We start from the raw sequence: 26604 nt of genomic DNA on the forward strand, positions 1-26604 counted from the left end.
CGCTAGCGCGCGCTGCTCGGGCCGGATGCGCCGCGCGGCGGATCGAGCCACTTGAGGCAGACGACGCGCAAGCCGCGGCTCGGCACGTTCTCCATCTCGACGTGGCTCATCATGCGCGCGACGGCGCCGAGCCCGACACCGAGCCCCTGCCCGATGCGCCGCTGCGTGCCCGGCTCGAGCCTTCGCCCCTCGGAAAAACCGTCCTCGAACACGCTCGCGGGGTTGTCGATGCCGGGGCCCGCGTCCTCGACGACGATGCGCATGCCGAGACGCGGCTCGGTCACGGTCGACAGCGCGAGCGTGCCCTGCCCGGCGAACTTCGCGACGTTCGAGACGAGCTCGGCGATGCAGATCGCGACCTCGCCCTGGGCCTTGGCATCGAAGCCGATCACGGCGGCGTAGCGCCGGCCCTCCGCGGCGCACCAGAAGCGGTCGTGCTCGTTGCCGATGTCGAACGAGAGCGGCTCGGCTACGACTGGGGGCAACTTCGACATCAGCGGTCCAGGTAACGCACGACCACGCACGTCGCGTCGTCGTGGGATTTCCGGTAGCCCTCGAGGACCGAGCGGGCGATCGTCGTGGCGCCCAGGTTCTTGACCTGCTCGATGTCGAAGCTCCCGGAGATCCCGTCCGTGTAGAGCGCGAACATGTCGCCGTGGACCAGGTTGTAGCGGAAGATCCGCACGTGCCGGATGCCGCGTCCGAGCACGCCGCGCGCGGGCAGCGGCTGGATCTTCTCCTTGCTCCACGAGCGGAGCGCGACGTTGCCGACGCCTGCGACGTCGAGCGTCGCGGCCTGCGCGTCGACGCGCGCGAGCATCACGGCGGCACCGCGCGTGCTCGCCACGGCCCTATCGGCGCCGCGCAGGAGCATCTCGAGCGGCTCGTCGACGTGCTCCTCGACGTACTTGCACAACGTCGACGCCGCGAGCGCCGCGTGCGGGCCGTGACCGAGGCCGTCGGCCACGAGGATGAGGGTGCGGGGCTTGCGCTCCAGAATGAGGTGTGCGTCGCCGCAGACGGTTTCCCCATCTGCGGGGCGCTCTGCCGTGCCTATGTCCACGGGTTACTCGGCGTACTTTCGGATGCGGACCGTGGTGCCGAGACCGGGGTGCGTGTCGAGCTCGAACTCGTCGACGAGCCGCTTGGTGCCGCGGAGACCCGCGCCCATGCCCCACTTCGAGCGATAAGCGCCGCTCAGGATCAGCGCCGGGTCGGAGATGCCCGGGCCTTGATCTCGCGCGACGACCTCGATCCCGCGCCGTTTTCCTTCAATCCGTCGGATCCGGATTTCACCGGTCCCGGCGTACTGGAAGATGTTGCGCGCGAGCTCGGAGACGGCCGTCGCGACCTTCGTCTGGACGACCTCGGAGAAGCCGAGCTGCTTGGCCATGTCCTTGCCGAGCGTGCGTGCACGAACGACGTCGTGCTCGGCGCGGATCGGGACGCTGATGCCATCGGCGCGCCCCTCGCTCGGCTGCTGCTGCGACTCCGTGGGGATCGAGGGAGCGTTCTCCACGGCCACGAGCGCGAGCAAGCTCTTGCAGTTCTGGAGCTTCTCCGGCTCCTGCAAGAAGATGTTCAAGCCCGGACCGAGCTGCTGGACGAGCTGCGGGATCTCGGAGCGCACCAGCACCTCGAGCCTCACGTTCGCTCGTCTCGCGGCGGACGTGAGGAGCGAGCGACTCGTCGGCTCCGAGAGGTACCGCCGCAAGATGGCGAGGATTTCCCCCGCGATCTCGTTCATCGATCGCGCCTCCTCCTCCACCACCGCGTCGTCCGGAAGACGTGGGTCACGCCTCGCCCTCCCACTCGTCCCCTTCGCCGGCGAGGTCGTTCGGCAGCCCCTCGGGCTGGAGTGAATCGAGCAGCGCGAGGGCGCGGTCGAGGTTCAGCGCGGTGCGCACGCCGGGCAGCTCCATGCCCATCTCGACGAGCGTCATCGCGACGGCGGGCCGGAGGCCGCAGACCACGGTCTCCACGCCCATCAGCCGCGCCATGACCGCGAGGTCACGCAGGCTGCGCGTGATGTAGCTGTCGAGCACGTCGACGCCCGAGACGTCCACGACGAGCCCGCGCGCGTCCCCGCGCTCGCAAGCGGCCGCGACGTCCTGTTGCAGCCGATCCACCACGGTGTCCGAAAGCGCGGTCTGGATCGATACGATGAGCTTTCCAGACAGGCGTACGATCGGGATCCGCTGCGTTTCCATCATCATGACCATCGGGCCCTCCTGGCCTCGCCCTCGCTCACCGTGTTTTGCCCGGTATCCTCGCCATCGAGCCACCGCAGACAGTAGCGAAGCCCGTGCTTCAAGTTTCGCAATGTTTCGAGCTGACCGAAGTTGACGTCCAGATCGACCAGCGTTTGCGCGACCGCGGGCCGGATACCGGTCAGCACGCAACGCGCGCCAATCAACCCGACGGCCTTGACCAGCTTCATGAAGTGATCGGCGGTCGAGGTGTCGATCACCTCGACGCCCGTGAGATCGATGATGACGAATCTCGACTGACTGCGCACGATCTCGTCGAGCAATCGCTCCATCATCTCCGCGCTGCGCCGTGAATCGACCACGCCGATCACGGGGAGCGCGAGCACGTCCTCCCAGAGGGTCAGGATCGGGGTCGAGAGCTCGTCCACGGCCATCCTGAGCCGCGCGATGAGCTCCGTTTTCTCCGACTCGCTGGCGACGAGCTCCCTGTTGCGCAGCTCGACCTCTTCCTCGAAGTTCTTGCGCGCCTCGCTGTTGATGAACACCGAGACCGCCCCCGTCTGCTTGCCGGAGGCATCACGCAGCGGCGACGAGTGCACCTCGAGCCACACGCCGTCGGGCACGTTCTCGTTGCGGAAGAAGAGCTCGGCCGTCCGCACCGTCTCGCCCTGGAGCGCGCGGGCGTGCGGCAACTCCACCAGCGAATAAGGCGTGGATTTGTCGGCGTGCAGGTAGATGGCCCCGTCGCCCCACTCCTCCACGGGAGGGGCTGTGGGCTTCGTCTCGGGGACCCCGAGGAGCCGATCGGCCTCCGGGTTGCCCATCGTCACCTTGCCCTCGTGGTCCGTCGCCCAGACCGCGACAGGGAGCTGCCGGAAGAGCGCGCGCAGGGTTTCGTTCTCCGCGCGCAGCGAGGCTTCGGAGCGCTCACGCTCCTCGAGCTTCTGCTGAAGGGCCGCCAATTCGGCCTTCAGCCGCTCGATCTCCGAACCCTGCTTACCCTCTTCCAAACTCGCCTCCAGCGGAGCCGACGACGCACACGCAGACGCTCAGGATATACACGAAGCGCAATCGGAAGACGACTGCTGCCGGCACGGGCACGTGAAAACGATCGACACCACAGGCCACACCCTGTGGGAAATCGCACCCGAACACACGTTCGCCCCAAACAAGGGAACGAATAAGGGAAACAAGCCACGAACGAAGACGAAGAAGCGTCAACACGCCGCCACTTCGTCCACGTCGTCCATCTTCGAGCGCGCGTGTCGACACGCGCGACCCGCCGGAAAACTGCTACGTTGCCTTGATCGTGCTCTGCGCGTTGCGGCTAAAAACCGCGCTTGCGCAGCTCGGCGACCACGTCGGCGTAGAAGACCTTGTGCTTCCAACCGTTGCCGATGCCGGCCGAGTCGCCGAAGAGCTGACCGATCTCGTCGAGATGATCCACGGGCAAGCAGCCCCAGAACTCGCCGTGCTTCGAGTCGGCGACGCGCACGAGCCCGTCGTTCGGATACGGGTCGCCGAAGCCGCCGTCGAGGATCGACTCGAAGAGCGAGAGCAGCGGATCGACGGTGTCGAGCTTGCCCTGCCATTCGGCGATGAACGGTAGCGAGACGTCGGCGTCGCAGATGTCTCCGCCGAGATGCAGGTCCGAGCGCCCCGCGATCGAGGCGTAAAACACGCCCGGCTCGTCCGGGTGCGCCTTGTTGAAGGCGGCGATGCCGGGCTGGCTGAAGAGCTCGAGGGGCTTCCACACGTTCGTCTGCTCGCCGAACTCGTCGTAGAGCGGCGCGCCGATGACCTCGAGCAGATCACTCACGACGTCCTGCGCGTCCGGATCACTCACGAGCTCGAGCGCGATGTCCGCGACGCGAGATCCACCGTGCGGGGTCGCCACCGTGACCACGCTGGCCACGAGGTCGGGCCGGAGGTTCGCCGCGACGCGCGCGTCGAGCCCGCCCTGCGAGTGGCCGATGATGTTGACCTTCTCGTGCCCCGTGATCGCGAGGATCTGCTCGATGTAGTCGACGAGCTGCGCGCCGCGGAAATCCGAGGTGTTGAACGGATCGACCGCGGGCGTGAACACGTCGAGCTCACCTTGCGACGCGAGGTGGTCTTTGACCTCGTAGAAGTACGTGACGAACCCGACCCCCGCGAAATCTTCGAACCCGAAGAATCCGTGCGAGAGCACGATCGGATAGGGCGGCCCGAGCTTCGGTTCGCCCCCGCCGGAGCCGCCCTCGCCGCTCGAGCTCGAGGACGAGGACGACGCGGACGACGCGCCGCCCTCGCCGCCCACGCCGACGCCCGTGAGAACGCCGCCGTTCCCACCGTTCCCCCCCGCGGCGATCCCGCTCGACGCGGTCTCTCCAGTCGAGCCACACGCGGCGGCGAAGCCCATCAAAACGAGCGCACACGTGGGCCACGCGTGCGCGGCGAGCGTCCGGTCGAACAAGCGCATCTCCATCCCTCCGAATGCGTGAGAAGGCAGCACGACGAGCGTCGAACGACCCCCTCGTCGCGTCAAGAATGCGCGCCCTGGAAACACGAGCTTCCACCGCGGCGACGCACCGACTTTGCGCCCCGACGCGCCGGACGTTCGGATAGCGTTGTACGCATGCACGTCCCCTTCCCCGACCCCTCGCGCCGCCGCGGCGCGTGGTGTTCCGTCCTCGGCGCCGCCGCGATCACGCTCGCCCTCTCCGGCTGCGGCGGATCTTCGGAGCCCGCGAAAGACGCGTCGCAAGAGCAGAAGCCCGCGCCCAAGGTGGACATCGGCGACGGCCTCGAAGCGCCGAAGGAGGAGCCCGTCGCGTTCCCCACGGCGTGCGCGAACGAGGGCTCGGACCTCTGCGTGCCCCCGAGCGCCTTCGTGGCCCGCCTCTGCGCCGCGGGGAAGCCGGAGATGGCGCTCGCCCTGTTCGCAAAGGGCACGCCGTGGGTACGCGGATACCTGGCCCGCGCGACCGAGGCGTGGGACGCCTCGGGCGGCCCGTCGTCGAGCAGCAAGCTCGAGTTCGACGAGGAGGTGCTCATCCTGGTGAAGCGGACGCCGAACACGGGCGGCATGGTCGTGAGCGGCGCGAGCGGCGGCAGCTACGACGTGCTGCGCTGGAACGGCAGCTGCGCCTCGCTCCAGGCCGAGGAGCTCCGGATGCGCGTACCACCCGAGCCTCTCCACGCCGAGATCCCGTGGCGCAAGCTCGACGACGACGTGCAAGAAGCGCTGCTCAAGGACGAGAAGATCGCGACGCGCGCCGCCGAGCAAAAGAAAGAGTGCAAGGGCGTGTCGTCGGGCCAGACGAACGCGAAGTGCGAGAAGGCGCAGAAGTCGCTGGGGAAGGCGATCGTGGCCTTCGTGCGCCGCGGAGGCGCGCTCCCGCCGCCGCCGAAGCTGCCGTGAAGGGAGATGGGGAGGCTTTCATGTCGAGGCGCGTGAAAGGATTCGGGATCGCGGCGATGGTGCTCCTCGCCGCGGCGTCGATCGGCTGCCGTCAGGACGACGATCCGGACGGCGCCGACGAGCTCTGGACGCGGATTCAAGACGCGAAGTACCGCACGTGGGAGCGCGCGCCCGGCTACGAGACGCGGAAAGGTTCGAGCGCGCGTCATGGAACGTCGGTGGAAATCTTCATGAACGACGTGATCGCGGGCGCGCTCGTCGGCCCGAAGATCACGGCCTGGCCCGACGGATCGATCCTCGTGAAGGACGGCTTCGACGAAGACGGGAGCCCGCACATCGTGGCCGCGATGGAGAAGCGCGGCGGCGCGTGGTTCTTCGTGGAGTGGAGCCCCGAGGGCGCGTCGCTCTACTCGGGCGCGCCGTCGATCTGCACCGATTGCCACGCCGTCGGCGCGGACATGGTGCGCGCGTTCGACCTCCCGCCGTGACCCGCAGACGCCCGCACGAATTTGTTCTGAACGCGTAACAGTTCGTCCGATAGTGGGGCGCCAGACGGACCCGCCACGGGTTCGGGAGTTTGTCCCATGAAACGAACGCGCTGGATGTCGATGGTGACGCTCGCGACGGCGACCTTGCTCGTCGCGTGCGGAGACGAGGAGCCCGGAGGTTCGGGCACGACGAGCTCGAGCAGCAGCGGCACAGGATCCGGCGGAGCCGGTGGGGCCGGAGGCGCGGGCGGATCGGGCGGCATCGGCGGGGCCGGTGGAGCGGGCGGGATCGGAGGTTCGGGCGGGTCAGGCGGCATCGGCGGCGCGGGTGGAGCCGGCGGCGCGGGCGGCGAAGGTGGCATCGGCGGCGCGGGCGGCGCAGGTGGAGCCGGCGGCGCAGGCGGTTCCGGCGGCGCGAGCGCGGTCTGCGGCAATGGAGCCGTCGAGGACGCGGAGGGCTGCGACGACGGCAATACCGTCACGTCCGACGGATGTGACGATCAGTGCGTCGTCGAGCTCGGATGGACCTGCGGCGGCGCGCCGAGCACGTGTGGCACGCTCTGCGGCGACAGCATCCTCGCGGGCGCGGAGGCCTGCGACGACGGCAACATGGCTCCGAGCGACGGCTGCGACAGCACGTGCGCCGTCGAGCTCGGGTGGGCTTGTAGCGGCACGCCGAGCGCGTGCGCGACGATCTGCGGCGACGGCATCCCCGCGGGCGCCGAGGCCTGCGACGACGCGAACCCCACGGCGAACGACGGCTGCGAGGCGTGCGCGGTGGTTTCAGGCTGGACCTGCACGGGCGCGCCGAGCGCCTGCGCGACGAGCTGCGGCGACGGGATCTCCGCAGGGAACGAGGCCTGCGACGACGGAAACACCACGGCGAACGACGGCTGCAACGGCGCCTGCGCCGTCGAGCTCGGATGGACCTGCACGGGCAGCGCGCCGAGCGCCTGCGCCGGCATCTGCGGCGATGGGCAGAAGGTCTCTGCGGAGGGCTGCGACGACGGCAACACCGCGGCGAACGACGGCTGCAGCGACGCCTGCGCCGTCGAGCTCGGGTGGGCTTGTAACGGCACGCCGAGCACGTGCGCGACGACCTGCGGCGACGGCATCCCTGCGGGGAACGAGGTCTGCGACGACGGCAACCTCGCGACCGACGACGGCTGCCTGCCCTCGTGCCAGGCGCCCTCGGGCGACTCCTGCGCCCAGCCGCTCACGCAGGCGAACGCGCTCGTCGCCGGCAACTTGCACCGATGGACCCTCGCCGAGGGTGGCGTCGCGACGGTCGACGGCGCGTTCGCCTGCGACCCGAACGGCACCGGCCCGGACGCGGTCATCAAGTACGTGAAGACGTCCGCGGACCTCGCGAACGGCGGCAAGCTCCTGCACGTCGAGGCCCGCACCCCGCAGACCGCCGCGAGCGCGCTGCTCGACGTCGAGATCATGAGCGGCACGTGCGACCCCACGCAGGCCGTCTCGGAGAAATGCCTCTGGTACAAGCAGATGTGGGGCGCGAACCTCGACGGCCCGCCCGGCACCTATTTCGTTTGGGTTGCAAAGAATGCCCCCGGCACGCCCTTCCCGCCCGTCGCGGTGACGATCGAGGAGATCGATCCCGCGGCCGCCGAGGGCGAGGGCTGCTTCGCGCCGTACACGACGGCGAGCGCGAACTACACGCCTCCGGCGCAGCCCGAGGATCCGCACGTCTGGGCGCTCCCGGACACGGTGAACGCGTTCGACATGGCCGCGACCTGGGGCGAGCCGGGCTCGATCTCCTGCGACGACCACGCCACCTACGGCGACATCCACGGCGTCGACGCGGTCATCGCGTACGACAAGGCCTCGCCCACGAGCATCCTCCAAGTCGAGGTGGAGAACCTCGATCCGGTCCTCACGCAGAGCGCGCTCGACGTCGAGGTGCTGAACGAGTGTGATCCCGAGTCACCGACGAAGGTCTCGTACAACTGCCGCGCGGACGCCGACACGCACAACCTCACGATGCCCGCGCCGAAGGGCCCGCTCTACGTCTGGGTGAGCACCGAGGCGACGAGCCAGGACTTCAACGGCGCGAACGTGAAGATCCGCGAGATCAACCCCGGCCTCGGCGAGAGCTGGGGGACGGCGGAGCCGCTCACGGCAGGCACGGTCCCCATCAACCCGACGTCGACGATGCGGCTCGACGCGCCGAGCTGCTTCCCCGTCGGCGTGAACGTGCACTGGTACGTCTACACGGTGCAGAACGGCGGGCTGGCGCTGACGGGCGACCCGCTGGGCACGCTGGCGCTCTTCGACGCAGGCAACCAGCAGCTCTTCTGCGGCCCCTCGAGCCCACTCGCAAGCCTCGGCGGCGTCTACGCGCCAGGCACGAAGTTCTACGTCGCGGTGCCCGTGGGCGGCGTCGTCACGTCGCTCGCGATCACGGACGTCGTCTACAACGGCGTGAAGACGCCCGTCCCGCTCGGCGTCACGTTCCCCTCGACGGCCGCGTCGACGACCGGCATGGCCGTGAGCGGCACGGAGCTCTTCGTCGGCGGCCTGAGCAAGGTCTTCCAGTTCCCGATCACGGGCGGCGCGCAAGCCGTCGAGCGAGGCACGGCCGACGGGCTCACGACGACGCACCTCGGCTACGATCTCACGTTCGCGAGCGGGCAGCTCTTCAGCGTCGACAGCACGACGACGACGAACGCGAGCCGCCTCTTCCGCATCCTGGACGGCACGACCTGGGGCCCGACGACCTGGGATCTCACGCCCTCCTACCCCGCGAGCTCGCCCGCGTACGCGGTGACGTTCGACGGGACAAACCTGCTGCTCGCGACGCGTAACACCGCGGGGAAGGTCGACTTCCACGCGGTCTCGCCGACGGCGCCGAGCGCGCCCGTGTACCTCGGGACGAACACGAGCGTGGACTACGTCGTGGGCCTCGCGGCCGACACGCAGTTCCTCTACGTGGCCGGACGGACCGTGGGCACGTCGAGCGAAGGCGTCTACCGCATCCCGCGCGCATCCCTCGCGACCGCAGCGACGAAGCTCGCGACGATCGACACGAGCACGACCTCCTCGAACGTGGAGATCGACGACCTCGTGTCGCCGCAGCACCTCTACGTGCGCGCGAACGGCGGCTTCATCCACGCCGTCGTGGATCCGGCGGGCGCTGGGTTCACGCACATCCCGAGCATCTCGACGCGGAGCAAGACGACGGACGCGGCGATGACGTTCGACCGAGCGACGAAGACGCTCTACTTCGTGGAGACGGCGACGGTCACGAACGGCGCGGTCTGGAAGCTCCAGTGAACCGCGCCGCCGCCCGCCTGGCTACTTGCTCTCCTCGGGCTTGAAGTCGGGCGGGAGCGCGGCGCCCTCGCCGAAGAAGTACTTCTCGCACTCGGTCATCCAGATGCGCTGACCGTGCTCGCTCATGAGGTCGAGCCGGAACTCGTTGATGAGCATCTTCGAGTGCTCGAGCCACATCTTCCACGCCTGCTTGGAGACGCCCTCGAACACGCGCTGGCCGAGGGGCCCCTTGAAGGGCGGCTTCTCCAGCCCTTCCGCCTCCTGACCGAGCTTCACGCACTGCACCATCCTCGCCATGTCGACCTCGCTGGGAAGAGCTTCCCCCGGCCAAGGCGCCCGTCCGACGCCACCCTGGGGGTCCCTCTCCGTCTAGTCGAGGCCCGAAAGGTCGTCGAGAGGCGCGCCGAAAACACGAAGAGGTTGACGTCCCCCGACACGAACCCCAAGCACGCCGGAAGCCTCGCGAAGGAGGCCGGGGTCCGGGGTGTGGAACGGGGTGGGAGCCGAGCTCGCCCGAGCGCAAATCCTGGAGCGCCCGACAGAGGGGTTGACGCCAAAGCCTGCTGCCCTATGCTTTCGGGGCTCGGACCTCTCGAAGGTTCGAGGTCACCACGAGGGGGCGATCGGCTTCGACGTGGGGACCGAAGGTTCATCTGCGTGCTGGCGGCTCCTGCTCCGCCTATCAAGCGGGACGTTATACGTGCGAACGACAACGCATACGCTCTCGCGGCCTAAGAACCGACGATAGCCGCCCGACGGAGAGATCGTCCTGGTATCCGAAGGGTGTCAACCACGAGGGCTGGATCGCGCGAGGGCGCCCTCGATAGCGTGGTCGAGATTAGCGAGGGATAGGTCGCGGCCGAATCCGCGGACCCAGTCGCAGGGGATACGGCGACTACGCACGTGAACGAAGGTGAACTGTAGGCCTTGCGGACCCGGGTTCGATTCCCGGCGCCTCCACAATCTTTTCGCATACTTGCACCACCCGAGGACGTTTCCGGGACGAAACGCCGCTGCCGAGCAGCGCGTCCGGTAGCAGGGGGAACACCTCCCCGAACCCGTCCCGTACGGCTTCCGCCTCACGGATGTAAATCTGTGTGGTCCGGAACTCCGTGTGTCCGAGCCGTTGCATGATCGTCAACGGGTTCTCGCCTCGGATGGCGAGCCACGTTGCCGCGGTCGCGCGGAGGTCGTGCCACGTCAGGTTCTTCCGTGTGCGGTCGCGCACGAAGAGGTCGGGGCGCTCGACCTTCGCTTTTTTCAGCAAGGCGCGGAGCGACCGGGCGAGGTGACGATCGTCCGGGATGGCGATCACTTCGCCCCGCCCTCCGGATTCCTCGTGCAGCGCTTCGAGGAGCGGACGGGCGTGCGGCTCGACCGAGAACCGACGCGCCGTCTCGCTCTTCGTCGTGCTCGCCTGCCCTTCGCGGTCCTGCCCGCGGTGCACGTGAATCACCCAGCGGTCGAGGTCGATGTCCTCCCATCGAAGCGCCCGAAGCTCGCTCGCCCGGATGTAGAGGAAGATGGCGAGGGCAATCGAGCGCCGCCAGGCGAGCGAGATACCCTCGCATGATACGAGGGTCAGGAACTCCGCCGGGAAGAGATACGTTTTTGCCTTTTTCACCCCGCGCTCCGGCCCTGGCACGCCGTGCGCCGGGTTCGTGTCGCGCACCCGCAATGCGCGCACCTTCGAGGAGCACGCATCCCGGAAAAGCTTGGCCACGAGCCCCCACACGTTGACCGCGGTTTTCCACGTGATTCGCTCTTCCAGCACGGCTCCGTCGAGCGTCTCGACGAACGCTTCGAGGTCGTCTCGCGTCACTTCCGCCAAGGGCTTTTCGAGCACGTGAGGGTCGAGCCATTTGGCGAGAATGCCGCTCGCCTCTTCGGCCGTGACGATGCCGCGCGCTTTCCGCACCGTGCACCACCGCTCGACGTACGCGGACAACGTCTCGCGACCCGATGCCGCTTTCGCGGTTCCCGCGGGTGCACGCGTCGCGTTTTCCTTCGCGGCACGTTCGGTCAGGACCTTCGCCTTTTCGCGTGCCATGGCCTCGGACATCCCCGGGGGCATGCATATCCGATTCGAGCGCTTGCCGTCCGGCAGCGTGATGCGGATATCCCAATGGTCGCGCGCTCTTGTTGAAGAACATGAACAACGCACCGGAGAGCGGATTGTCCCGCAGCACCTCGCGGACGACCCCCGCGAGCCCATCGAACGAACACCGCAAATCGCGCCGCTCGGTCGCCACGTAGATCGCCGTTCGCGCCGGAATCACGCGGCACCCCCGCGTAGCGCCGCGACGACGCGGCCGAGCTGGGTGAGGTCCGCACCCGGCGAAACGCGAATGACTTCACCCCGCGGCAGGACGATTTCGAGCATAGCGGAGCGCTCCGACGAAACGGTGGGCGCCTCCTCGATGAGCGTGACGGGCAGGAATTTCGGCGCTGCCGCCGGCGGAGCGGTCGGCAAGGACGTGTCCGGCTTTCCGAGCCGACTGCTCCACGCATAAATCATCCCCGCACTGAGGCCTCTGCCTTGAGCGAATTCCCGCGCCGATAGCCCGCTCTGCCGCCACTCGTCCACAACGCGCCGCCACCGGCGCTCGGTCCTGGTCGTCCTCGTAGCCATGACGAACCTCCTTCGACGTCGAGAACTGCACGGAAGAGGGCCAGAGCGGAAGGATGGTCGTCGCCGGACGGGTACGACGACACCCGCGAGCCCATCGAACGAACACCGCAAATCGCGCCGCTCGGTCGCCACGTAGATGGCCATTCGCGCCGGAATCACGCGGCACCCCCGCGTAGCGCCGCGACGACGCGGCCGAGCTGGGTGAGGTCCGCACCCGGCGAAACGCGAATGACTTCACCCCGCGGCAGGACGACTTCGAGCATAGCGGAGCGCTCCGACGAAACGGTGGGCGCCTCCTCGATGAGCGTGACGGGCAGGAATTTCGGCGCTGCCGCCGGCGGAGCGGTCGGCAAGGACGTGTCCGGCTTTCCGAGCCGACTGCTCCACGCGTAAATCATCCCCGCACTGATGCCTCTGCCTTGAGCGAATTCCCGCGCCGATAGCCCGCTCTGCCGCCACTCGTCCACAACGCGCCGCCACCGGCGCTCGGTCCTGGTCGTCCTTGTCGCCATGACGAACCTCCTTCGACGTCGAGAACTGCACGGAAGAGGGCCAGAGCGGAAGGATGGTCGTCGCCGGACGGGTACCATCACCGCTGGCGCTTCAGCAAGCTCCTCTTGACGACGGAATACGTACTTGCGCCCGATGTCCCCATCAAGTTCGATTGCACCGAGGGAATTGGAGCGTACTTGCGCGGCGATTGAAAGGCGTTGCCCCGAATCCAATATATCGTCCGTGGACACTGGCGTAATCAGGCGCACGGACCGGGCCGTACGGAACGGAAACGTATCTGGATTCAACCATATTGGAAGGGGCCCGAAGACATGCCGAGACTGTTCCGCGAGCATCGTTTCGAGAGCACCTCGGCTCACTCCGACGGCGACCCGTGAGCCTCTCGCTTCTCACGCATTCCGACGACATGACGTTCACCTTCGGAACGACTGATACAGGCTCTGCCACCTCCGATACAGCTCCGGCTCCCGCCGCAACCGCTCCTTCCACGCCTCATCCACGGCCCTCCTCGACTCGAGCGCCGTAAGCCCATACCGCGCGAACGTCTCCTCAGCCCTTCCAGGTGAAGCCGCGAGCTCCGCACACAGCGCCGCATACTGCTCGAGCGACAACTCAGGCATCTTCCCCGCAGTCTCCCTCGTCGACGCTCCCCCGGCGGCTCCCGGGCTCCTCAACTTCGCCGGCAGCTCAAACGCCACGGTCCGCGCCAGATCACTCTCTCGCTCCTTCCCAGCCCCCTTCCGAGTCTCGAGCTCCCGCACAAACGGCAATGCCCCGACCGTCGGAACGTCGACAATCGGCGCCGTGACCGCCAGTTCCTGCGCGCCCGGGGGCGCCTTCCTGCCGCTCGCTGTGGCCGCTCCCTTCTCGGCGCTCTCTCCGAACGGCAACGCCGGCCCTCGCGGCACCGCGACCACCGGCGCCGTCTCCCCGAGGTCCCGCGACGCCGTCTCCGCCCGCTCCCCCTCCCCGAACGGCAACGCCGGCCCCCGTGACACCACCGCCACCGGCGCCGTCACGTCGAGCCGCACGCCCTTCACCCCCTCCGGCGCCTCCACCCCCGCCTGGAACGGCAACGCTGGTCCTCTCGGCACATCCAGCACGAGCGATGTCTCGGCGAGCTTCGCTGCCCCCTCCGACCCCGCAAACGGCAACGCTGGTCCCCGTGGAACATCCACCACGAGCGCCGTCCCGCTCAACGATTCCGCCGCCCTCGCGGGCTTCGGCTCCGTCACCTGCGCCGTCAGCGGCGACGCTCCCTCGACGAACGGCAAGGCCGGCCCCCGCGGCACGTCCAGCGCGAGGGACGTCGCCTGAAGCGCGTTGACGCCCCCGAGGTGTAGCAATGGCAATGGCGGCGGCGGCAGCGGCAGCGGCGCCGGGCTTGGCGCAACGTCGGGCTCAACCTGCACCGCCTTCTCCGCAAGCCCCCGCCAAACCGCTCGATGCGCCTCGAGCCATCGCCGACGCACGATCGACGTGGGCCCGTCGTCGCTCGCCTTCGAGGCTGTAGCGTCCGCCGGAAGACGCGCTTCGGCCAGGCGCGATCTCCGCAGCACCTTCGGCTCGACCTCGATCCGCGGCAGCCCTCGCGGTGCACGCGCCAGCTCGGCAAGCTTCTTCCCGACCGCCGCATCCTCCTCAACCCGCCGCGCCCACCGCCGTTCGAGCCTCGCCACGTCATTCAAACCGAGCCCCGCCCCCGCGAGCAGCCCGATCGGGTCCGCGCTGTTCATATACGCGTGCAGAAAGCTCACCCAGGCCGCGGGATCGTCATCGAGCGGTTTCACCCGACGCGCGAGCCAATCCTCGGCTTCGGCAAGCTCGTTCTCGAACTCACCGAAAAACGCCGGGGCACCCGCAAGCTTCTTCTTCCACGCGACATCCGCCTTCTTCCAGGCCCGAGCCTTGATACCCTCGACGGCGAGCACCTCGTCCAGGGCAAACCCTTCTGCGAGCGCCGCGCGCACGGCCGCATAATGCGCGAGCGACACACCATGCAGGCTCGATGAGGTCGTGGCCACGACGCTTCACTCCCCGACGAGCACCGTCCCGGCGCTGGCCACATTCCCGGTCGGCGCGTCTGCCGGATCGTTGCACGTCATTACGGCACTCGTGTTTGTCGCAGCAGGCTTGTTGTTGATGATCACACGCGAACTCCCCACCTGCACGGTCCCCTTGTTCCCCGGCGGCTTCTGGAACGGCCCACCCGCGGGCACGTGTGCAGGCGCATTCGTCGCCGTGCTCGCCGTCGTCGCGGCTGGCTTGTTCTCGATGAACACATCACCGCTCAGGTTCCCGTCGAGCGTGCCGCTGAACGGCATGGGCGTCGGCGTCGGAACCGGGCCCCCGGGCGTCGGCGTCATGACGATGTGCGTGTCGATCCCCACGACCTGATCGCCCTTCTTCGCGGCCGGCTGCCCGAACGTCGGGTTTGCACGTTTCATCCCCATCTCGCCCTCGCCCTCGCCCTCGACATCAGAACCAATCGAACAACCGAGCCCACCCCGTGCGCTCCGAAGCCCTGCGCGCTTCTTCCTTCGCCAGATCCTCCGCTGCGGGATCTTCCCCGACGGGCTCCGGAATCGTCGGCGGGATGATGATAATGCTCGCGGCGGGGTTCGGGGGAGGGGGTGGGCCGCGGCCGAAATCTTCGAGCGGGCCAAGATCGTAAATGATTTTGCCCGCCGCGTCGACCGTGGCCGAAAGATGCCCCTCCGGTACGGACTTCACCGGACCATTCGTCATGACTGGATACACCGGCCGGAACTCGGACAACCCCTCGACCTGCGCATCTTCCCCCGTCATCTGCTTCCAGTAATCGCGCACCTGGGTGAAGACGTTCCTGCCTATGTTGGGGCTCCGCATGTGGTAAAAGCGGTGCACCGCCTGGATCGCGAGCTCTGCGTCGCCCTTCTCCGAGGGAAGCGGCGCCGTGAGCCGTGGCCGGGACAAGGAGCCTTGCGCCCACGCGACCACGTCGAATTTGTCGCCTGTCCAGTGCTGCAGATGCGCGATGAACGTGTAGAGCGCCCCCGTCTGGATCTTGTCTGCCTGCGGAACCGTGCCAGTGCTGCTCAGGAACGCGTCGCGTTGGGCATTGGTCATGGTCGCCCGGGTCAGGTCGTCGCGCGCGGCCTGCACCCACATGAAGTGCAGCTCGTCCGTGTTGTGAATAACCCGCACCGCCTGCCCGGGTGCCTCGCCTGGCCCTGGCGGAGCCTTGGACCACCGCTTATTTAGGTCGTCCACCCAGACGGTCCCCTGCTCCGTATCGACGACGTAATACCGGCCTGCGTCGTACATGAAGCCGCAGAGGTAAAAGAACTTCTGGATGTAATGCCGTTCCGGGTCCTTGCTCTGAGCAACCTCGAGCTCGTAAATCCGGCCGAGCACCTTGGGCAAGCCCCCCTTGAGCGCCCAGCCCATTCCCCAGGTCACGAACGCCTTGTCGTACGTGTTCACCGCGCTCGTCGGCCCTTCTCGGCCGTTCATCAGGTGCGCGAATGCCATGCGCTTCATGTACTCGATGCGCAGGGCCGTCTTCGTGGCAGGATCGGTCTCGACTTCCATCGAAGCCTTTAACTGCATGGCGTCCGCCCGCAACTCGGAGACGAGTTGGGAAATGAACGCCGGGGTGTCCGTGAACATGTAGCACTTTGCGAGATCGCAGCCGCCCTCCAGAAGCGCCGCCTTCGCGTCGTCCAGGGGTGGCCACTTTCGGAACTTGGGATCGAACGCCCGCACCATCGCGCGGACGTCTTTGACCTGCTCGAGCGTCTCCGCGGGCAGCTTCTGGCCGGCATAGGTGTGCCAGGGCAGGATCGGCTTGCTTGGATCGGAGATGTGGGCGACCTGCGAGGCGTCGACAACCTCGGCGCGCTGGACCTTGCCGTCCCCTCCGTACGAGAGCCGAAAGACATCGAGAATGTCCTGGATGCGGGTCGGCGTCATGGCTTTTTTCCTGCGGAAGAGATGGGAGCCCCAGAAACGAACCGCGTGACGAGATCCGGCGTCGGCGAAAGGAACGTGGCCTCGCTCGACCGCACGAGCCGGTCCGCGAGGACATCCGGCCCTTCGCGGAAGACCCAATCTTCGGGCGGCTTCCGAGCATAGGCGCGGCTTTCGGCCCAGGGGCCGAGGCGCGAATCGAAATGGAGCACCTCTCTGTCCCTCAGCCGTCGCACCGCATCGTGCGACGCAAGGACGAACCGGACCGAGGGATCCACGTTCTGCCATTCCTGGAGCCGCTGCACTTCCAGCGGCAACCACGACGTCCCCTGGTAGACGAATTGCTGGATGTGCCCGTCGTTCGTAATCACCAGCGCGCCCTCGGGAGTCCAGGCAATTCGGCGGTATCCCAGGACGCCCGGGAGCGGCGCCGGAGCCGTGATCCCGCCTTCCACGGATACGATGCGCACCGATCCATCGTCGCCACCGAGGAAGAGCCTGTCGCCCTTCGGCGACCACCCCATCGTGACCACGGAAGCGACGGGCACGGCCCCGCGGGACGCGCCCGTCTTGCCCTCGTAAAGCAAGACCTCTGCCTTCGTGGCCAGCGCGACGCTGTCCATCGAGCTCCAGGCCGCCGCGACGACTCCCTCCGCGAGCTTGGTCGGCACGCCCTTGCCGGAACGTGGACGGACGACGAACGTGCCTCCCTCGGAAAAACCAAGGAGGGATCCATCGGGCGAGAAGGCAATCGGTGGACCGCCCTTCATTCGACCAAGGAGCTCGCCACGACCTGCATTGCGGACCTCGATGTGCCCGCCCGTGACGAACGCCACGGCATCGCCGCGAGGCGACCACGTGAGGGACGTGGCTTCTGCAGGGATCGACCAAAGTGCGCCCTTCTCCTCGTCCAGGCGATGAAGCTCCGTGGCGGGCGCCTTCGAGGCGTGATGGTCCCCGGGGTATTGCTCGCCGCATTCACCGAGGTTCGTCAACGCGAGCAAGAGCGCACGTCCGTCGGGCGACGGGCTCGCGGCGTGGAGCACGGCGCGCTCGAAGGACCTGTTCTTCGCGTCTCCTGTCGCCAGGTCGAGCGCCGTGATGTCGATCGAATGATCCTCGCAGGCTTCCGCCGGAATGGGTGTTTTCCGGACCGCGTAGACGATGGTTCCGCTCGGCGCCCAGACAGCGCTCACCGTGGCGAGCTCGCGTTTCGCCTCTTCCACGTCGACCTTGCGATCCGCGAGCAGCTCGCGCCCATCGGCCAGCGACACGACCGACGTCATGTGCCCGATGCTCCGCTGCGCGGGGATCTTCCCGCTGCCGCCGACATACCGCGTCGCCGGGTCGAGCCATACGCGCTCGTATCGCTGCATGCTCGATTCGATTGCCTTCGGCCCGCTTCCCGTGCGGTTCGGATCCCACAGGAAGGCCCCAGCCGGTAATGCAGCAGCGATCAGCTTCCCGTTGGGCGACCACGCGATCTCCTCGAGCCGCGCGGGTTCGTTGCCCTGTCCTGCCGGAAGCGGCCCGGAGAACGAAAGCTCGCCGGACGCAGCGTCCCAGATATACACCTCGGAGCTGCCTTTGCGCCCCGTCGCGACTTGCTTCCCGTCCGGACTCCACGCGGCGACGAGTTCCCCGACGTTCTCCTGCGGAGGGTCATCGGGGTGCGTGCTCTGCGCCAGGATTCCCGTCGGCGTGCCCTTCGCGATCTTCTCGGGGACCTGCCGTGGGGCAGGGCGCCAGCGCTCGCAATCCGCGCGAGGCACGCTCCCCCGATAGAGGGCGGCGCCGAGGTCCCAGACGTCGCAGAGCTCGCCTTCGACTTGCCCCACGAGCGGCAGCGTCGGGTGAAACAGCATGGGGGCCGCCGGGATGGCCTTCTGCGGCACCGCCACAGGCTCGCGCGAAGTCAGCGCGGGCTGCGCCGAGGCCGACGCAGAGCCCGAGGGCATGGGCGCGGTCGAGCTCCCGGAGCGGCAGCCGGCGAGGGCGACGAGCGCGAGGGCAAGGAACGCTGGTCTCATGGCTCCCGGAAGGAGGAATCGTCCTTCAGCGCCTTCGCAAAGAGCCCGGCGACGTGCAGGCGCTCCTCGCAGACCTCGAAGGGGAACCATTGGCGGCCCACAGTGCAGATCGTGAGGCGCCGCAGGCGATCCGCCTCGGGACCCATGAAATCAACGTAGCCGTCCTCCGTGAAGGCGACCGCGGCATCGTGCCCCTCCGCAGAACGAACCGTCAGGATGGGTTTGTCGCCCTTCGTATCCCACAGGTAGAGCGAGCCATCCGCGGAGGCTCCTGCGAGCAGACGCCCGTCGGGCGAAATCGCGACGTCGAACGCATTGTCATGAGCAAACGCACTCTTCTTCAGCGTACGCACAGGCTCAGCGGTGGACGTATCGAGCATGGCCACGTCGAGCCCAGCGAGGCCCGTCACCGCGATCTGGCGTCCATCGGGCATGAGCGCGATGTTCGCAAACCCGTCTCCGCGCCCTTTCTTCTGCTCGACGATTATTTTGCCCGTGGTGACGTCCCAGCGCCGCAGGACCCGATCGGTCGTCCATGCCCAGAAAGATTCCTTGCCCATGAACGCGAGGCCGTACACGTATCCCGGCCCCATCACGACCTCACGGACGAGCCGTCCCGTCACGGCATCGTGCACGAGGATCCTCCCGTCCTGGCCGCCGGTCGCCACGATTGAGCCGTCCGGCGAGAATGCTGCGGAATAGACCGGGCTCTGGTGCCCGAGCAGCGTTTGCACCAAGCGCCCCGTGGCCGCATCCCAGATACGGGCCGTCTTATCGTCAGATACCGAAAGCAGTTGTTTCCCGTCGGGCGACGCGATGACGTCCTCGACGTCGGCGCCATGCCCGCTCAGCGTGCGGGCTTGCTCTCCCGTGAGGAGGTCCCAAAGGAGAATCGCGTCCCCTCCGGCCGTCGCCAGAACCTTCCCGCCCAACGAGAACGCTACGCCCGTCACCGTCGTCTTGTGGGCCGCAATGCGCCGTGGCGCGCCTCCCGCGCTCGCATCCCACACGAACACGGTGCCCCCATCGAGTCCCCACGCGAGGTGTCGACCATCAGGCGAAAACGTCACCGTGCTCGCTCCGGCCACAGGGCGATTCACGGAGCCCTTGAGCTGCCCATTGCCGACGTCCAGGATCCTGATCCCGCCCTTGCCGACTGTGGCGAGCTGCGTACCGTTCAGGAATGCGAAATCCTCGATCGGTCCGACCCCGGCCGGAGGAGGACGCACTTCACAAGTTCCCGCGTCCCAGAGCTGGAGCTTGCGCCGCCCCTTCGTGTCCTCCAGCAGGCCCACGAGGACCGCGCCATCGGGTGAAAAGGCCAGCTTCTCGACCGTCACGTTCATTCGGTCCGGAATGCCGCATTCCCGCTGCTGCTTGCCCGTCCTTGCGTCGAAGAGCCACAGCCTGGAACGATGAAATTGCTCGGGCTCGGCGACCATCGTTGCCACGCGAGCGCCGTCTGCCGAGAGAGCGGTCGGCGGCCCGCACATCTCGGTTTTCACCTGCGGCGCGAGCTTGTGGCGGGGACGCGCGTTGGAAGGATCGTAAAACCGAACCGAGAAGTCATCTCCGAACTGCCCCTTGACCTCGTTGCCAACGACGACGGACCGACCATCCGGCGTGAATGACATCCAGCCAGGATTGTCGAGCTTGGTCGTGCCGAGTACACGATCGGTCTGGAGGTCCTGGATCATCAGCGCATTCCCATCGCGGTCACGACCGACGAAGCTCGCACGCTTCTCGTCCGGCGAAACCGAGGCGATGAATGGGGACACGTTCGACGTCGGGACGACGCGTACCAGCTGTGACGTCATCCGATCGTACACGAGCAGCGTCTCGCGGCCGAACGAATTGCCCGCCATGGTGTACAGGCGCGTTCCATTACCTACGAGGACCGGAGGCGTCGGTATGCTCGCGCCGGTACCAATACGCGTCTCGTACCCCTTGTCCGGATCGAGGACCAGCACGTCCCCCGAGGCCATCAGCGTAGCGAGCAGCGGGCGTGCTCCGGGTAATGCCACGATCTTGCCGAACGCATTGTCAGGCGGAACGAGTGCCAAAGAAGGCGGAGGCTCACCATTGAGCCCTGGCCCCTCGCTCCGGATCGCATCCACGAGGGCCCGATCGAAGAGACGCCGCGCCTCCGCACGGTCTCCCTTCGCGAGCGCAGCACGCCCTGCGAGCACCAGCGCTTCCGGCAGCGGCGCCGCCTCGGCAACGGCCTTGCGCGCCCCAGACATTGCGTTGTCGTAGTCCTTCTTCAACCAGGCATTGGCCGCTTCCTCGAATGCCTTCCGCCCCTTCTCGACCGCTTCGGGGGATCGCGCCCGAGCTGGCTGTGCGAGCGACTGTTGTGCCACCTTCTTCGCGCCATCGGGGGCTCCCGCGGTCGACAGGACCACGGACGCGAGCTTTTTCTGCTCGTCGAACGCCCCGAGTTCGCCCAGCACCGCGAGCTGCGCCTCCCATGTCTCGCCAGCCTTCGCCGGGCAGAGCTCCGCGGCACGGGCGAGCACGCGCCACGAACGGTCGAGCTTCCCCTCCGCGCGCAGGCCCGGGACGCGCGCAAGAAGATCGGCCGCTTGCTCGCAAGGAGGCTTCGGAGCCAAGGCCGACGCGGAAGCGACCGCTGGAGAGGCCGGCGTGTGCATAGTCGGGTCGGCTGCGCCACCTTGCAGCGTGTGTGGAGGAGGAGGCGTCCCGCTCCCGCATGCGACGCCGAAGAGCGCTGCGGCGAGTGAACTTGCGCGAAGCGTGCTCGATGCGTTCATGGTTCGTCTTGTACGCATGCCATCACATGAGCGGGAGCATGCCGGGCTTGCCGGCGACCACGGTCTCCTCGGGTAGTAGGGATCGCGGAGGACCGCTGAAGTACGAAATCATCGCCGTGAGGTCCGCGATCTGCGGGTTGTCCTTGTTGCTGGGATCCGCGCACGTGTACTGCTCGTCGACGGTCATTCTACGCCAGCGCGCCCAGAAGGTTTGACCGGGCGCGTCGGCAAACCTCAGGTCCTGCAGCTCCTTGGGAAACTTCGAGGCGCCCGAGATAGGCACCCCGTTCCACTCGTTCTTCTTGCCGTCGATCTTGCGCCGCTCGAACACGGGCCCCGCATCGGCACCGTCGATCATCAGTGTCGAGCCCATGATGTGCGTCGGCTCGAGCAGCGTTTCGAGGCCCTTGTCTCGCAGCTCCGCCGCGAGGAGCTCCCGCACGGGCTTTCCCCGTGCACCCGCGGCGAGGAGCGCACGCGTGAATTCCGCGACGCGCGGAATACTCAGGATCCAATACACGCGGGCGTCCTTTGCGGGCAGATTTCGAACGGACCAGATGTAACGGCAGAGCGAGAATCCCTTGCCCCCGTGATCCATGGGCAGAACGCGACTGATGAACCGCACGGTGCGCGAGGCATCCACGATCACGAGCTGCGCGAAGCCGAGAGGGCGCGCCGTCGCGAGGAACTTCACCTGCTCCTCCGAGGGCTCGGATGCTGGCAAGATCCCGACCCCGACCAGGATCTTGTTGAGGGCCGTCATCGTCCCCTTGATTCCTCCGTGATCCGCCGTACCTTGCTCGCTTTTTCCATCCCCGAGCGGCCCGGTGTCGATCCCCTGGAACTTCAGCGGTTCGTTGTCGGGGTAAATCCGGAGCACCGAGGCGATATGCGCTTGCCCTGCCTGACTTCCCGAGTCGGGCCCCAGCGAATTGAAGGCGAAGACGCTGCCCGGGGTCAGCTTCAATTCGCCGAAGAGGCGCTTGACGTCGCGATAGCCTGCCTTTTCGATGTTCTTTCCATCTGGATCGACGCCCGAGCTAGCGATGTGCCAACGCTTTTCTTCGCCGGGCTTCGATTTGAAAATAGGCAGCCCGCCGGTTCCGGCTCCCGCTGTCATTCCCCGCTTGCCCATCTCCGAATGGGAGATGCCACGCGACATCGCGCAGAGCGTCGTGAGGTGCTGACACGCAAGAACGATTGGATACGCGGGATCAACCTCGTCTTTGTCGAGGCGTCGCATGATGTCCATGTCGTCCTTGCCACCGTCGGAGCCTTTCGTTCCGTAGCAGCCGGCCGTCCCGCCGTAGGCCGAGTACACGACGAGCTCGGAGAAGGCACGGGCCCACTTCTCCTCGTTCGAGGAGGGGAGTTGGCCCTGGTAGCCGTACTTGGAAGCCCACGCCTCATCGAGCCCCATCTCGAGCCGCTCGCGAAGGTGGTCCATGAGGAGCTGGACGTTCTCCCGGAACTTCGATGGATCACTCAGGTCGGCGACGCGATTCGCTCGCTCGATGGATGTCTTGTAACGATCTTCCTTGCCCACGGATGCGAGCTTCACGGCGAGCGAGAGCCGTGGGACCGGCGCGTCCTTGTCGGAGACATGGGCCGGCTTGGAGAGGTCGACGTCTTGCTGGTTATTCGGCTTTGCCATCGGCGCACCTCCTCCCGTTCAAGATCCGTAGACGTCTTGAAGCGCGGCCACCGTCGTCGCGTCGAGCTCGCCCGTCGCTTCGAGCCCGTGACTTTGGGCGTGATCCTTCTGAAACGCCGTGAGCGCGCTCTTTGTGTCGGCGTTCATCTCCTCGGTGGGTTTGCCGAAGTAGAACCCGAGTGCTCGCAACCGTGCCTGCGCCCCTTGCGGCGTATCGGCCGGCGGGACCTCCGCCATCGAGAGCGTGTAGAGCCGCTGCCTTCCGGTTGGATACTCGTCGACCCACAGCTTGATCACGACCTGCTTCACGCCCTTCGGGAGTTTCTGCTGCACGACGCCATCCGCATCCGTCGTGCCCTCGTACTTCAGCCCCTCCGCCATCAGGTGATACTTCTTGTTCGCGTAGGGCATCATGTACCAATCGCTCAGCTTGCACGAGAACGGCTGCGTTTCCTTGCGGTTCTCGTCCTCGTCCCCTTCGGGCTCGCCCGCGTCGCAGTTGAGCAGCACCTTGTCGCCCTTGATGCTCGCCTCCTTGTCGAGCTCCACGGACGCGCCCTCCGAGTAGAGGCTGATCTTCTTCGCGACGAGCTCGACCTCGCTGTCGAGGCTCAACGTCGGCCCCTTGCCCGACATGGTCGCCGACTGCGCCGCCTTCACGTCAATCGAGCTTCCGCGCAGCGTGATCCCGCTCGGCCCGATCTCGATCGCGCTCTGCCCGCACTCGATCACGAGCCCGCCCTCGGCCCGGAGCACGAGCCGCTCCGAGGCGCCGATCGAGGCCGACCCGAACACGTACGTGTCACTCTGCGCCTCGCGCACACCATTGCCGATCACGACGCTATGATCGCCATCGACCGAGAGCGAGTGGTTCCTCACGACGTGCAGCGAAGCGTTCCCGCGCACCGTCGTGGTGTCGTCTCCGTCGATCGACGTCGTTCGGTTCTGCTTCACCGAGAGCCGCGCGTCGCCGTTCACCTGCACGCCCTGGTTGCCGAGCACCGCGAGCGTGTCGTCGCGGCCGACCTGCGCGCTCCGGTTCCCCACGACGTTCTCGACGCGATGGCCGCGAACATCACTCGTCTGGTTGCGCTCGATCACCTCGTCGAAGTCGCGCTGGGCATGCACGTACACCTGCTCACGCCCGGCGCTGTCCTCGAAGCTCAGCTCGTTGAACCCTTCGTCGCGCGGCGTGCTGCGCGTGCGCACGCCGCTCCGCGTCTTGTTCTGCGGCAACATGAACGGCGGCGGGTGCGTCGCGTTGTACGTGCAGCCCGTGACGATCGGGCAGTCCTGATCGCCGCCGAGGAACGTCACCATCACCTCCATTCCGATGCGCGGAATGAACTGGAACCCCCACGAAGCGCCGGACCACGTCTGCACGACGCGCAGCCAGCACGAGCTGTGCTCGTTGCGCTTGCCGTCCAGATCCCAGTGGAACTGCACTTTGATGCGCCCGTGCTCGTCGGTGTAGATCTCCTCGCCCTCGGGGCCGACGACGGTCGCCGATTCGAGCACCTGCCGCAGCGAGCGGCGAGGGCGCTTCGGGCGGAAGACGACCGAGGCCGGGACGCACTCGAAGCGGTTCTGATAGACCCGCGGCCCGGCCTCGGTGCTCACGGTCGTGCTCGTGAGCTCGGGCGTGTGGCCCTCGTGCTCGACGCGCGTGGCGACGTACTCCTGGCTGAGCGAAGGGTTCGTCTCGGCGTCGAGGTGGAAGCGACGGCCTGGCGAGAGGTGCCGTACCGTGCTCGTGCCCTCGCCGTGCACGGCGTTGCGTCGGTGTTGCTCGAGCTCGACGCGGGCGCGCGTGGGGTTCACCTCGGGTTCATCGTACTCGCCACGATGCTCGTAGACGCGCAGATCGCCCGCAACGGTCGTGGGCGTGTCGCTCGTGCGTAGGTCGACGGAAGCTTTCACGCCGACGCGCGGATCGGCGCTCGCCGAGGCGCTGAGGCTGAGGCCGTTTGCGGAGGCTTTCGCCTCGGATCGCAGGTCGAGCAGCGGGCGGCGGAAGTCGTAGTCGCGCAGGAGCGTGGAGCTCGGGCGAACCTTGCGGCGAAGCGAAAAGCTTGTGACCACGTCCTCGGGGGCGTTCGTCCCGGAGATGTCCCGAAGCGGGAGGTGCGGGCTCGGCGTGGTGGTCGCGGACGCGTACATCGACACGTCGCCGCTTGGCGAGACGGATGCGTTGATCTCCGCGCTGAACAAGGCTCCGCCGGGGAGCGCGGCGTACGCTTCCGCGCTGTCGCCGAACACGACCGTCTCCGCGTGGTCGAGCGCCGCGGCGATCACGCCGCTGGCCGCGCCGGGGACGAAGTTCTCCAGGAGGCCCGAGGGCTGCTCGAACGTGTAGAACATCCCTTCCTCGGCGATGAGGCGCTGGATGAACGCGTAGTCGGACTCCTGGTACTGCACGCAGTAGGTGCGCGCCGGGTACGAGCGCGAGAGCTTGAAGGCTGCGCGGACGCCAGCCTGCTCGAGCACGGCGCCGATGATCTCGGGCACGGTGCGGTTCTGGAAGATGCGGCTCGTGACGCGGTGCTTGAGGAGCCAGAGGCGCGGGACCAGGCGGATCCGAATGGCGTAGCGGTCGCGGGCCTTGGTGGTGGCCTCGGGGGAAATGCTGGCGACGACGCCGTGGACGATGCGGGGGTTCTGGTCGTGGACGCGGATGACGAGGGTCGCGGGTTGGCCGAGGAGCGAGGTTTCGAGGAGGTCAAACGGGGGCGGGGCGGTGGCGAGGAGGTCGAAGGAGAAGGGTTTGGAGAGGGCTTCGCGGCCGCGGAAGGAGACGACGGCGAGGGAGAGGGCGCCGAGGGGGCCGAGGTGGAGTTCGAAGAGGGAGGTGCTGGACGATATCATGCACGGGCACTCCTGATTCGACATCGCGGAAATCAGAAGGGGTTACAAGACAGAAGCAAGATCCCCGCATGGGCTAGCAGCCCGTGGATCTACGCGACCGCAATCGCGCTCCCAACATTGCCCACCTCACCCGGGCGCATCCCGCGCCACGCGGCCCGGGAAAACCGTGCCAGTTGTCTCGACATGCCCCGCACCAGAGCCACCATGGCTGCCCATATCACCAAAACTGCAAGGGCAGAGCCCTTCCGGGCCGCGGCCAGGCCCCGCGGAGTCCCTGCGCCGAGGATTTGGCGTAGTACGAGCCCCAAGTTGAGCGCGGCGACATGGGCCAGGTAGCGTTTTCGCACATTCTCCCGGCCCCTGACTCGCACCCTCCTCATTCCGCCCGTCTCGCATACATGGGCGAATGTTCGCTCGATGAGCTCTCCACGTTTGCGTTGAAGAGCGCGCCCCTTCGGACGACGCACACGGTTTCGGTTCCCGTAAAACGCTTGCTGCATATCCCAGCCCTTGTCGACCCATTTGCGGACGGGCTGGCTCCTCTCGGGGACATAGGTGCGGTAACCGGACTCCTTCAACGATAGGAGCAGCTCGGCCTTGTGATACCCCTTGTCCGCCACGACCTCGATGACGGTTCGCTCGCGCTGTGCGTCGCTGATGCCGCCCTCCGGGGGCGGCTCGTCGTCCGAATCGCGGTCCTTGCCGCTCTTCGCCTGCTCGACATTCGTGCGCGCCTGCTCCAGGCTTTGCGCCATCGTCGCTGGGTCAGCCTGGTCGGCTGAATATACCT

General features: G+C 67.3%; 20 protein-coding genes and 1 other RNA gene. 5 read left to right on the top strand and 16 right to left on the bottom strand.

Annotated elements, in window-relative coordinates; all coding sequences use genetic code 11:
• Window positions 1-2: 2 nt before the first annotated feature.
• The 6 genes from QHF85_RS29940 to QHF85_RS29965 all read right to left on the bottom strand — a co-directional run bounded on the left by QHF85_RS29940 (window position 3) and on the right by QHF85_RS29965 (window position 4671).
• Window positions 3-494: an ATP-binding protein gene (locus tag QHF85_RS29940; protein WP_281330773.1), complete on the bottom strand. Its 492-nt coding sequence runs from the start codon at window positions 492-494 to the stop codon at window positions 3-5.
• A complete protein-coding gene (locus QHF85_RS29945; protein WP_281330774.1) occupies window positions 494-1063 on the bottom strand; it encodes a SpoIIE family protein phosphatase in 570 nt (189 codons plus the stop codon). Before QHF85_RS29945 ends, QHF85_RS29940 begins: the two co-directional genes overlap by 1 nt.
• 3 nt (window positions 1064-1066) lie before the next feature.
• Entirely contained in the window at window positions 1067-1747 is a 681-nt protein-coding gene (locus QHF85_RS29950; protein WP_281330775.1) for an anti-sigma regulatory factor, read from the bottom strand.
• A gap of 46 nt (window positions 1748-1793) precedes the next feature.
• Window positions 1794-2216 (bottom strand): STAS domain-containing protein, encoded by a 423-nt coding sequence (locus tag QHF85_RS29955; RefSeq protein WP_170319789.1) that lies wholly within the window; start codon window positions 2214-2216, stop codon window positions 1794-1796.
• On the bottom strand, window positions 2213-3220 hold the full coding sequence (locus tag QHF85_RS29960; protein WP_281330776.1) for an STAS domain-containing protein: 1008 nt from the start codon (window positions 3218-3220) through the stop codon (window positions 2213-2215). The genes QHF85_RS29955 and QHF85_RS29960 overlap by 4 nt, the downstream gene beginning before the upstream one ends.
• Window positions 3221-3537: 317 nt before the next feature.
• A complete protein-coding gene (locus tag QHF85_RS29965; protein ID WP_281330777.1) occupies window positions 3538-4671 on the bottom strand; it encodes an alpha/beta fold hydrolase in 1134 nt (377 codons plus the stop codon).
• 156 nt (window positions 4672-4827) lie between these two features.
• Here QHF85_RS29965 and QHF85_RS29970 point away from each other — a divergent pair, with 156 nt between their 5' ends.
• The 3 genes from QHF85_RS29970 (at window position 4828) to QHF85_RS29980 (ending at window position 9395) form a co-directional block, all read left to right on the top strand.
• Complete coding sequence (locus tag QHF85_RS29970) at window positions 4828-5613, top strand: hypothetical protein (protein WP_281330778.1); 786 nt, start codon at window positions 4828-4830, stop codon at window positions 5611-5613.
• Window positions 5614-5633: 20 nt separating this feature from the next.
• Window positions 5634-6101: a hypothetical protein gene (locus QHF85_RS29975; RefSeq protein WP_281330779.1), complete on the top strand. Its 468-nt coding sequence runs from the start codon at window positions 5634-5636 to the stop codon at window positions 6099-6101.
• A gap of 96 nt (window positions 6102-6197) precedes the next feature.
• Window positions 6198-9395, top strand: a complete 3198-nt coding sequence (locus QHF85_RS29980) for a DUF4215 domain-containing protein (protein ID WP_281330780.1) — start codon at window positions 6198-6200, stop codon at window positions 9393-9395.
• A 21-nt stretch (window positions 9396-9416) separates the two neighbouring features.
• Here QHF85_RS29980 and QHF85_RS29985 read toward each other — a convergent pair whose 3' ends face one another.
• Window positions 9417-9692 carry an oxidative damage protection protein gene (locus QHF85_RS29985; protein WP_281330781.1) on the bottom strand — a complete coding sequence of 92 codons (276 nt, stop codon included), beginning with the start codon at window positions 9690-9692 and terminating at the stop codon, window positions 9417-9419.
• A gap of 318 nt (window positions 9693-10010) precedes the next feature.
• Between QHF85_RS29985 and ssrA the strand changes: the two genes are divergently transcribed.
• Window positions 10011-10358, top strand: a transfer-messenger RNA (tmRNA) gene (gene ssrA, locus QHF85_RS29990).
• 929 nt (window positions 10359-11287) lie between these two features.
• Window positions 11288-11908 carry a hypothetical protein gene (locus QHF85_RS29995; RefSeq protein ID WP_281330782.1) on the top strand — a complete coding sequence of 207 codons (621 nt, stop codon included), beginning with the start codon at window positions 11288-11290 and terminating at the stop codon, window positions 11906-11908.
• Between the two features lie 274 nt (window positions 11909-12182).
• Here the strand turns inward: QHF85_RS29995 and QHF85_RS30000 are convergent, their stop codons facing one another.
• From QHF85_RS30000 to QHF85_RS30040, 9 genes are all read right to left on the bottom strand, one after another.
• The gene (locus tag QHF85_RS30000) at window positions 12183-12425 is read right to left on the bottom strand and encodes a hypothetical protein (RefSeq protein WP_281330783.1); all 243 of its coding nucleotides are present in this window, start codon (window positions 12423-12425) and stop codon (window positions 12183-12185) included.
• Window positions 12426-12953: 528 nt separating this feature from the next.
• The gene (locus QHF85_RS30005; protein ID WP_281330784.1) at window positions 12954-14564 is read right to left on the bottom strand and encodes a hypothetical protein; all 1611 of its coding nucleotides are present in this window, start codon (window positions 14562-14564) and stop codon (window positions 12954-12956) included.
• A gap of 6 nt (window positions 14565-14570) precedes the next feature.
• A complete protein-coding gene (locus QHF85_RS30010) occupies window positions 14571-14987 on the bottom strand; it encodes a PAAR domain-containing protein (RefSeq protein ID WP_281330785.1) in 417 nt (138 codons plus the stop codon).
• Window positions 14988-15018: 31 nt separating this feature from the next.
• Window positions 15019-16494 (bottom strand): hypothetical protein, encoded by a 1476-nt coding sequence (locus tag QHF85_RS30015; RefSeq protein WP_281330786.1) that lies wholly within the window; start codon window positions 16492-16494, stop codon window positions 15019-15021.
• On the bottom strand, window positions 16491-18521 hold the full coding sequence (locus tag QHF85_RS30020; RefSeq protein ID WP_281330787.1) for a hypothetical protein: 2031 nt from the start codon (window positions 18519-18521) through the stop codon (window positions 16491-16493). The genes QHF85_RS30015 and QHF85_RS30020 overlap by 4 nt, the downstream gene beginning before the upstream one ends.
• Complete coding sequence (locus QHF85_RS30025; RefSeq protein WP_281330788.1) at window positions 18518-21133, bottom strand: hypothetical protein; 2616 nt, start codon at window positions 21131-21133, stop codon at window positions 18518-18520. Before QHF85_RS30025 ends, QHF85_RS30020 begins: the two co-directional genes overlap by 4 nt.
• 184 nt (window positions 21134-21317) lie before the next feature.
• Complete coding sequence (locus QHF85_RS30030) at window positions 21318-22949, bottom strand: hypothetical protein (protein ID WP_281330789.1); 1632 nt, start codon at window positions 22947-22949, stop codon at window positions 21318-21320.
• An 18-nt stretch (window positions 22950-22967) separates the two neighbouring features.
• Window positions 22968-25814, bottom strand: a complete 2847-nt coding sequence (tssI, locus tag QHF85_RS30035; protein ID WP_281330790.1) for a type VI secretion system tip protein TssI/VgrG — start codon at window positions 25812-25814, stop codon at window positions 22968-22970.
• Between the two features lie 89 nt (window positions 25815-25903).
• A partial coding sequence (locus QHF85_RS30040; RefSeq protein WP_281330791.1) for a transposase occupies window positions 25904-26604 on the bottom strand: 701 nt, incomplete at its 5' end.

Origin of the sequence: Polyangium sp. 6x1, assembly GCF_029946515.1 — a bacterium.
Lineage (GTDB): Bacteria > Myxococcota_A > Polyangia > Polyangiales > Polyangiaceae > Polyangium.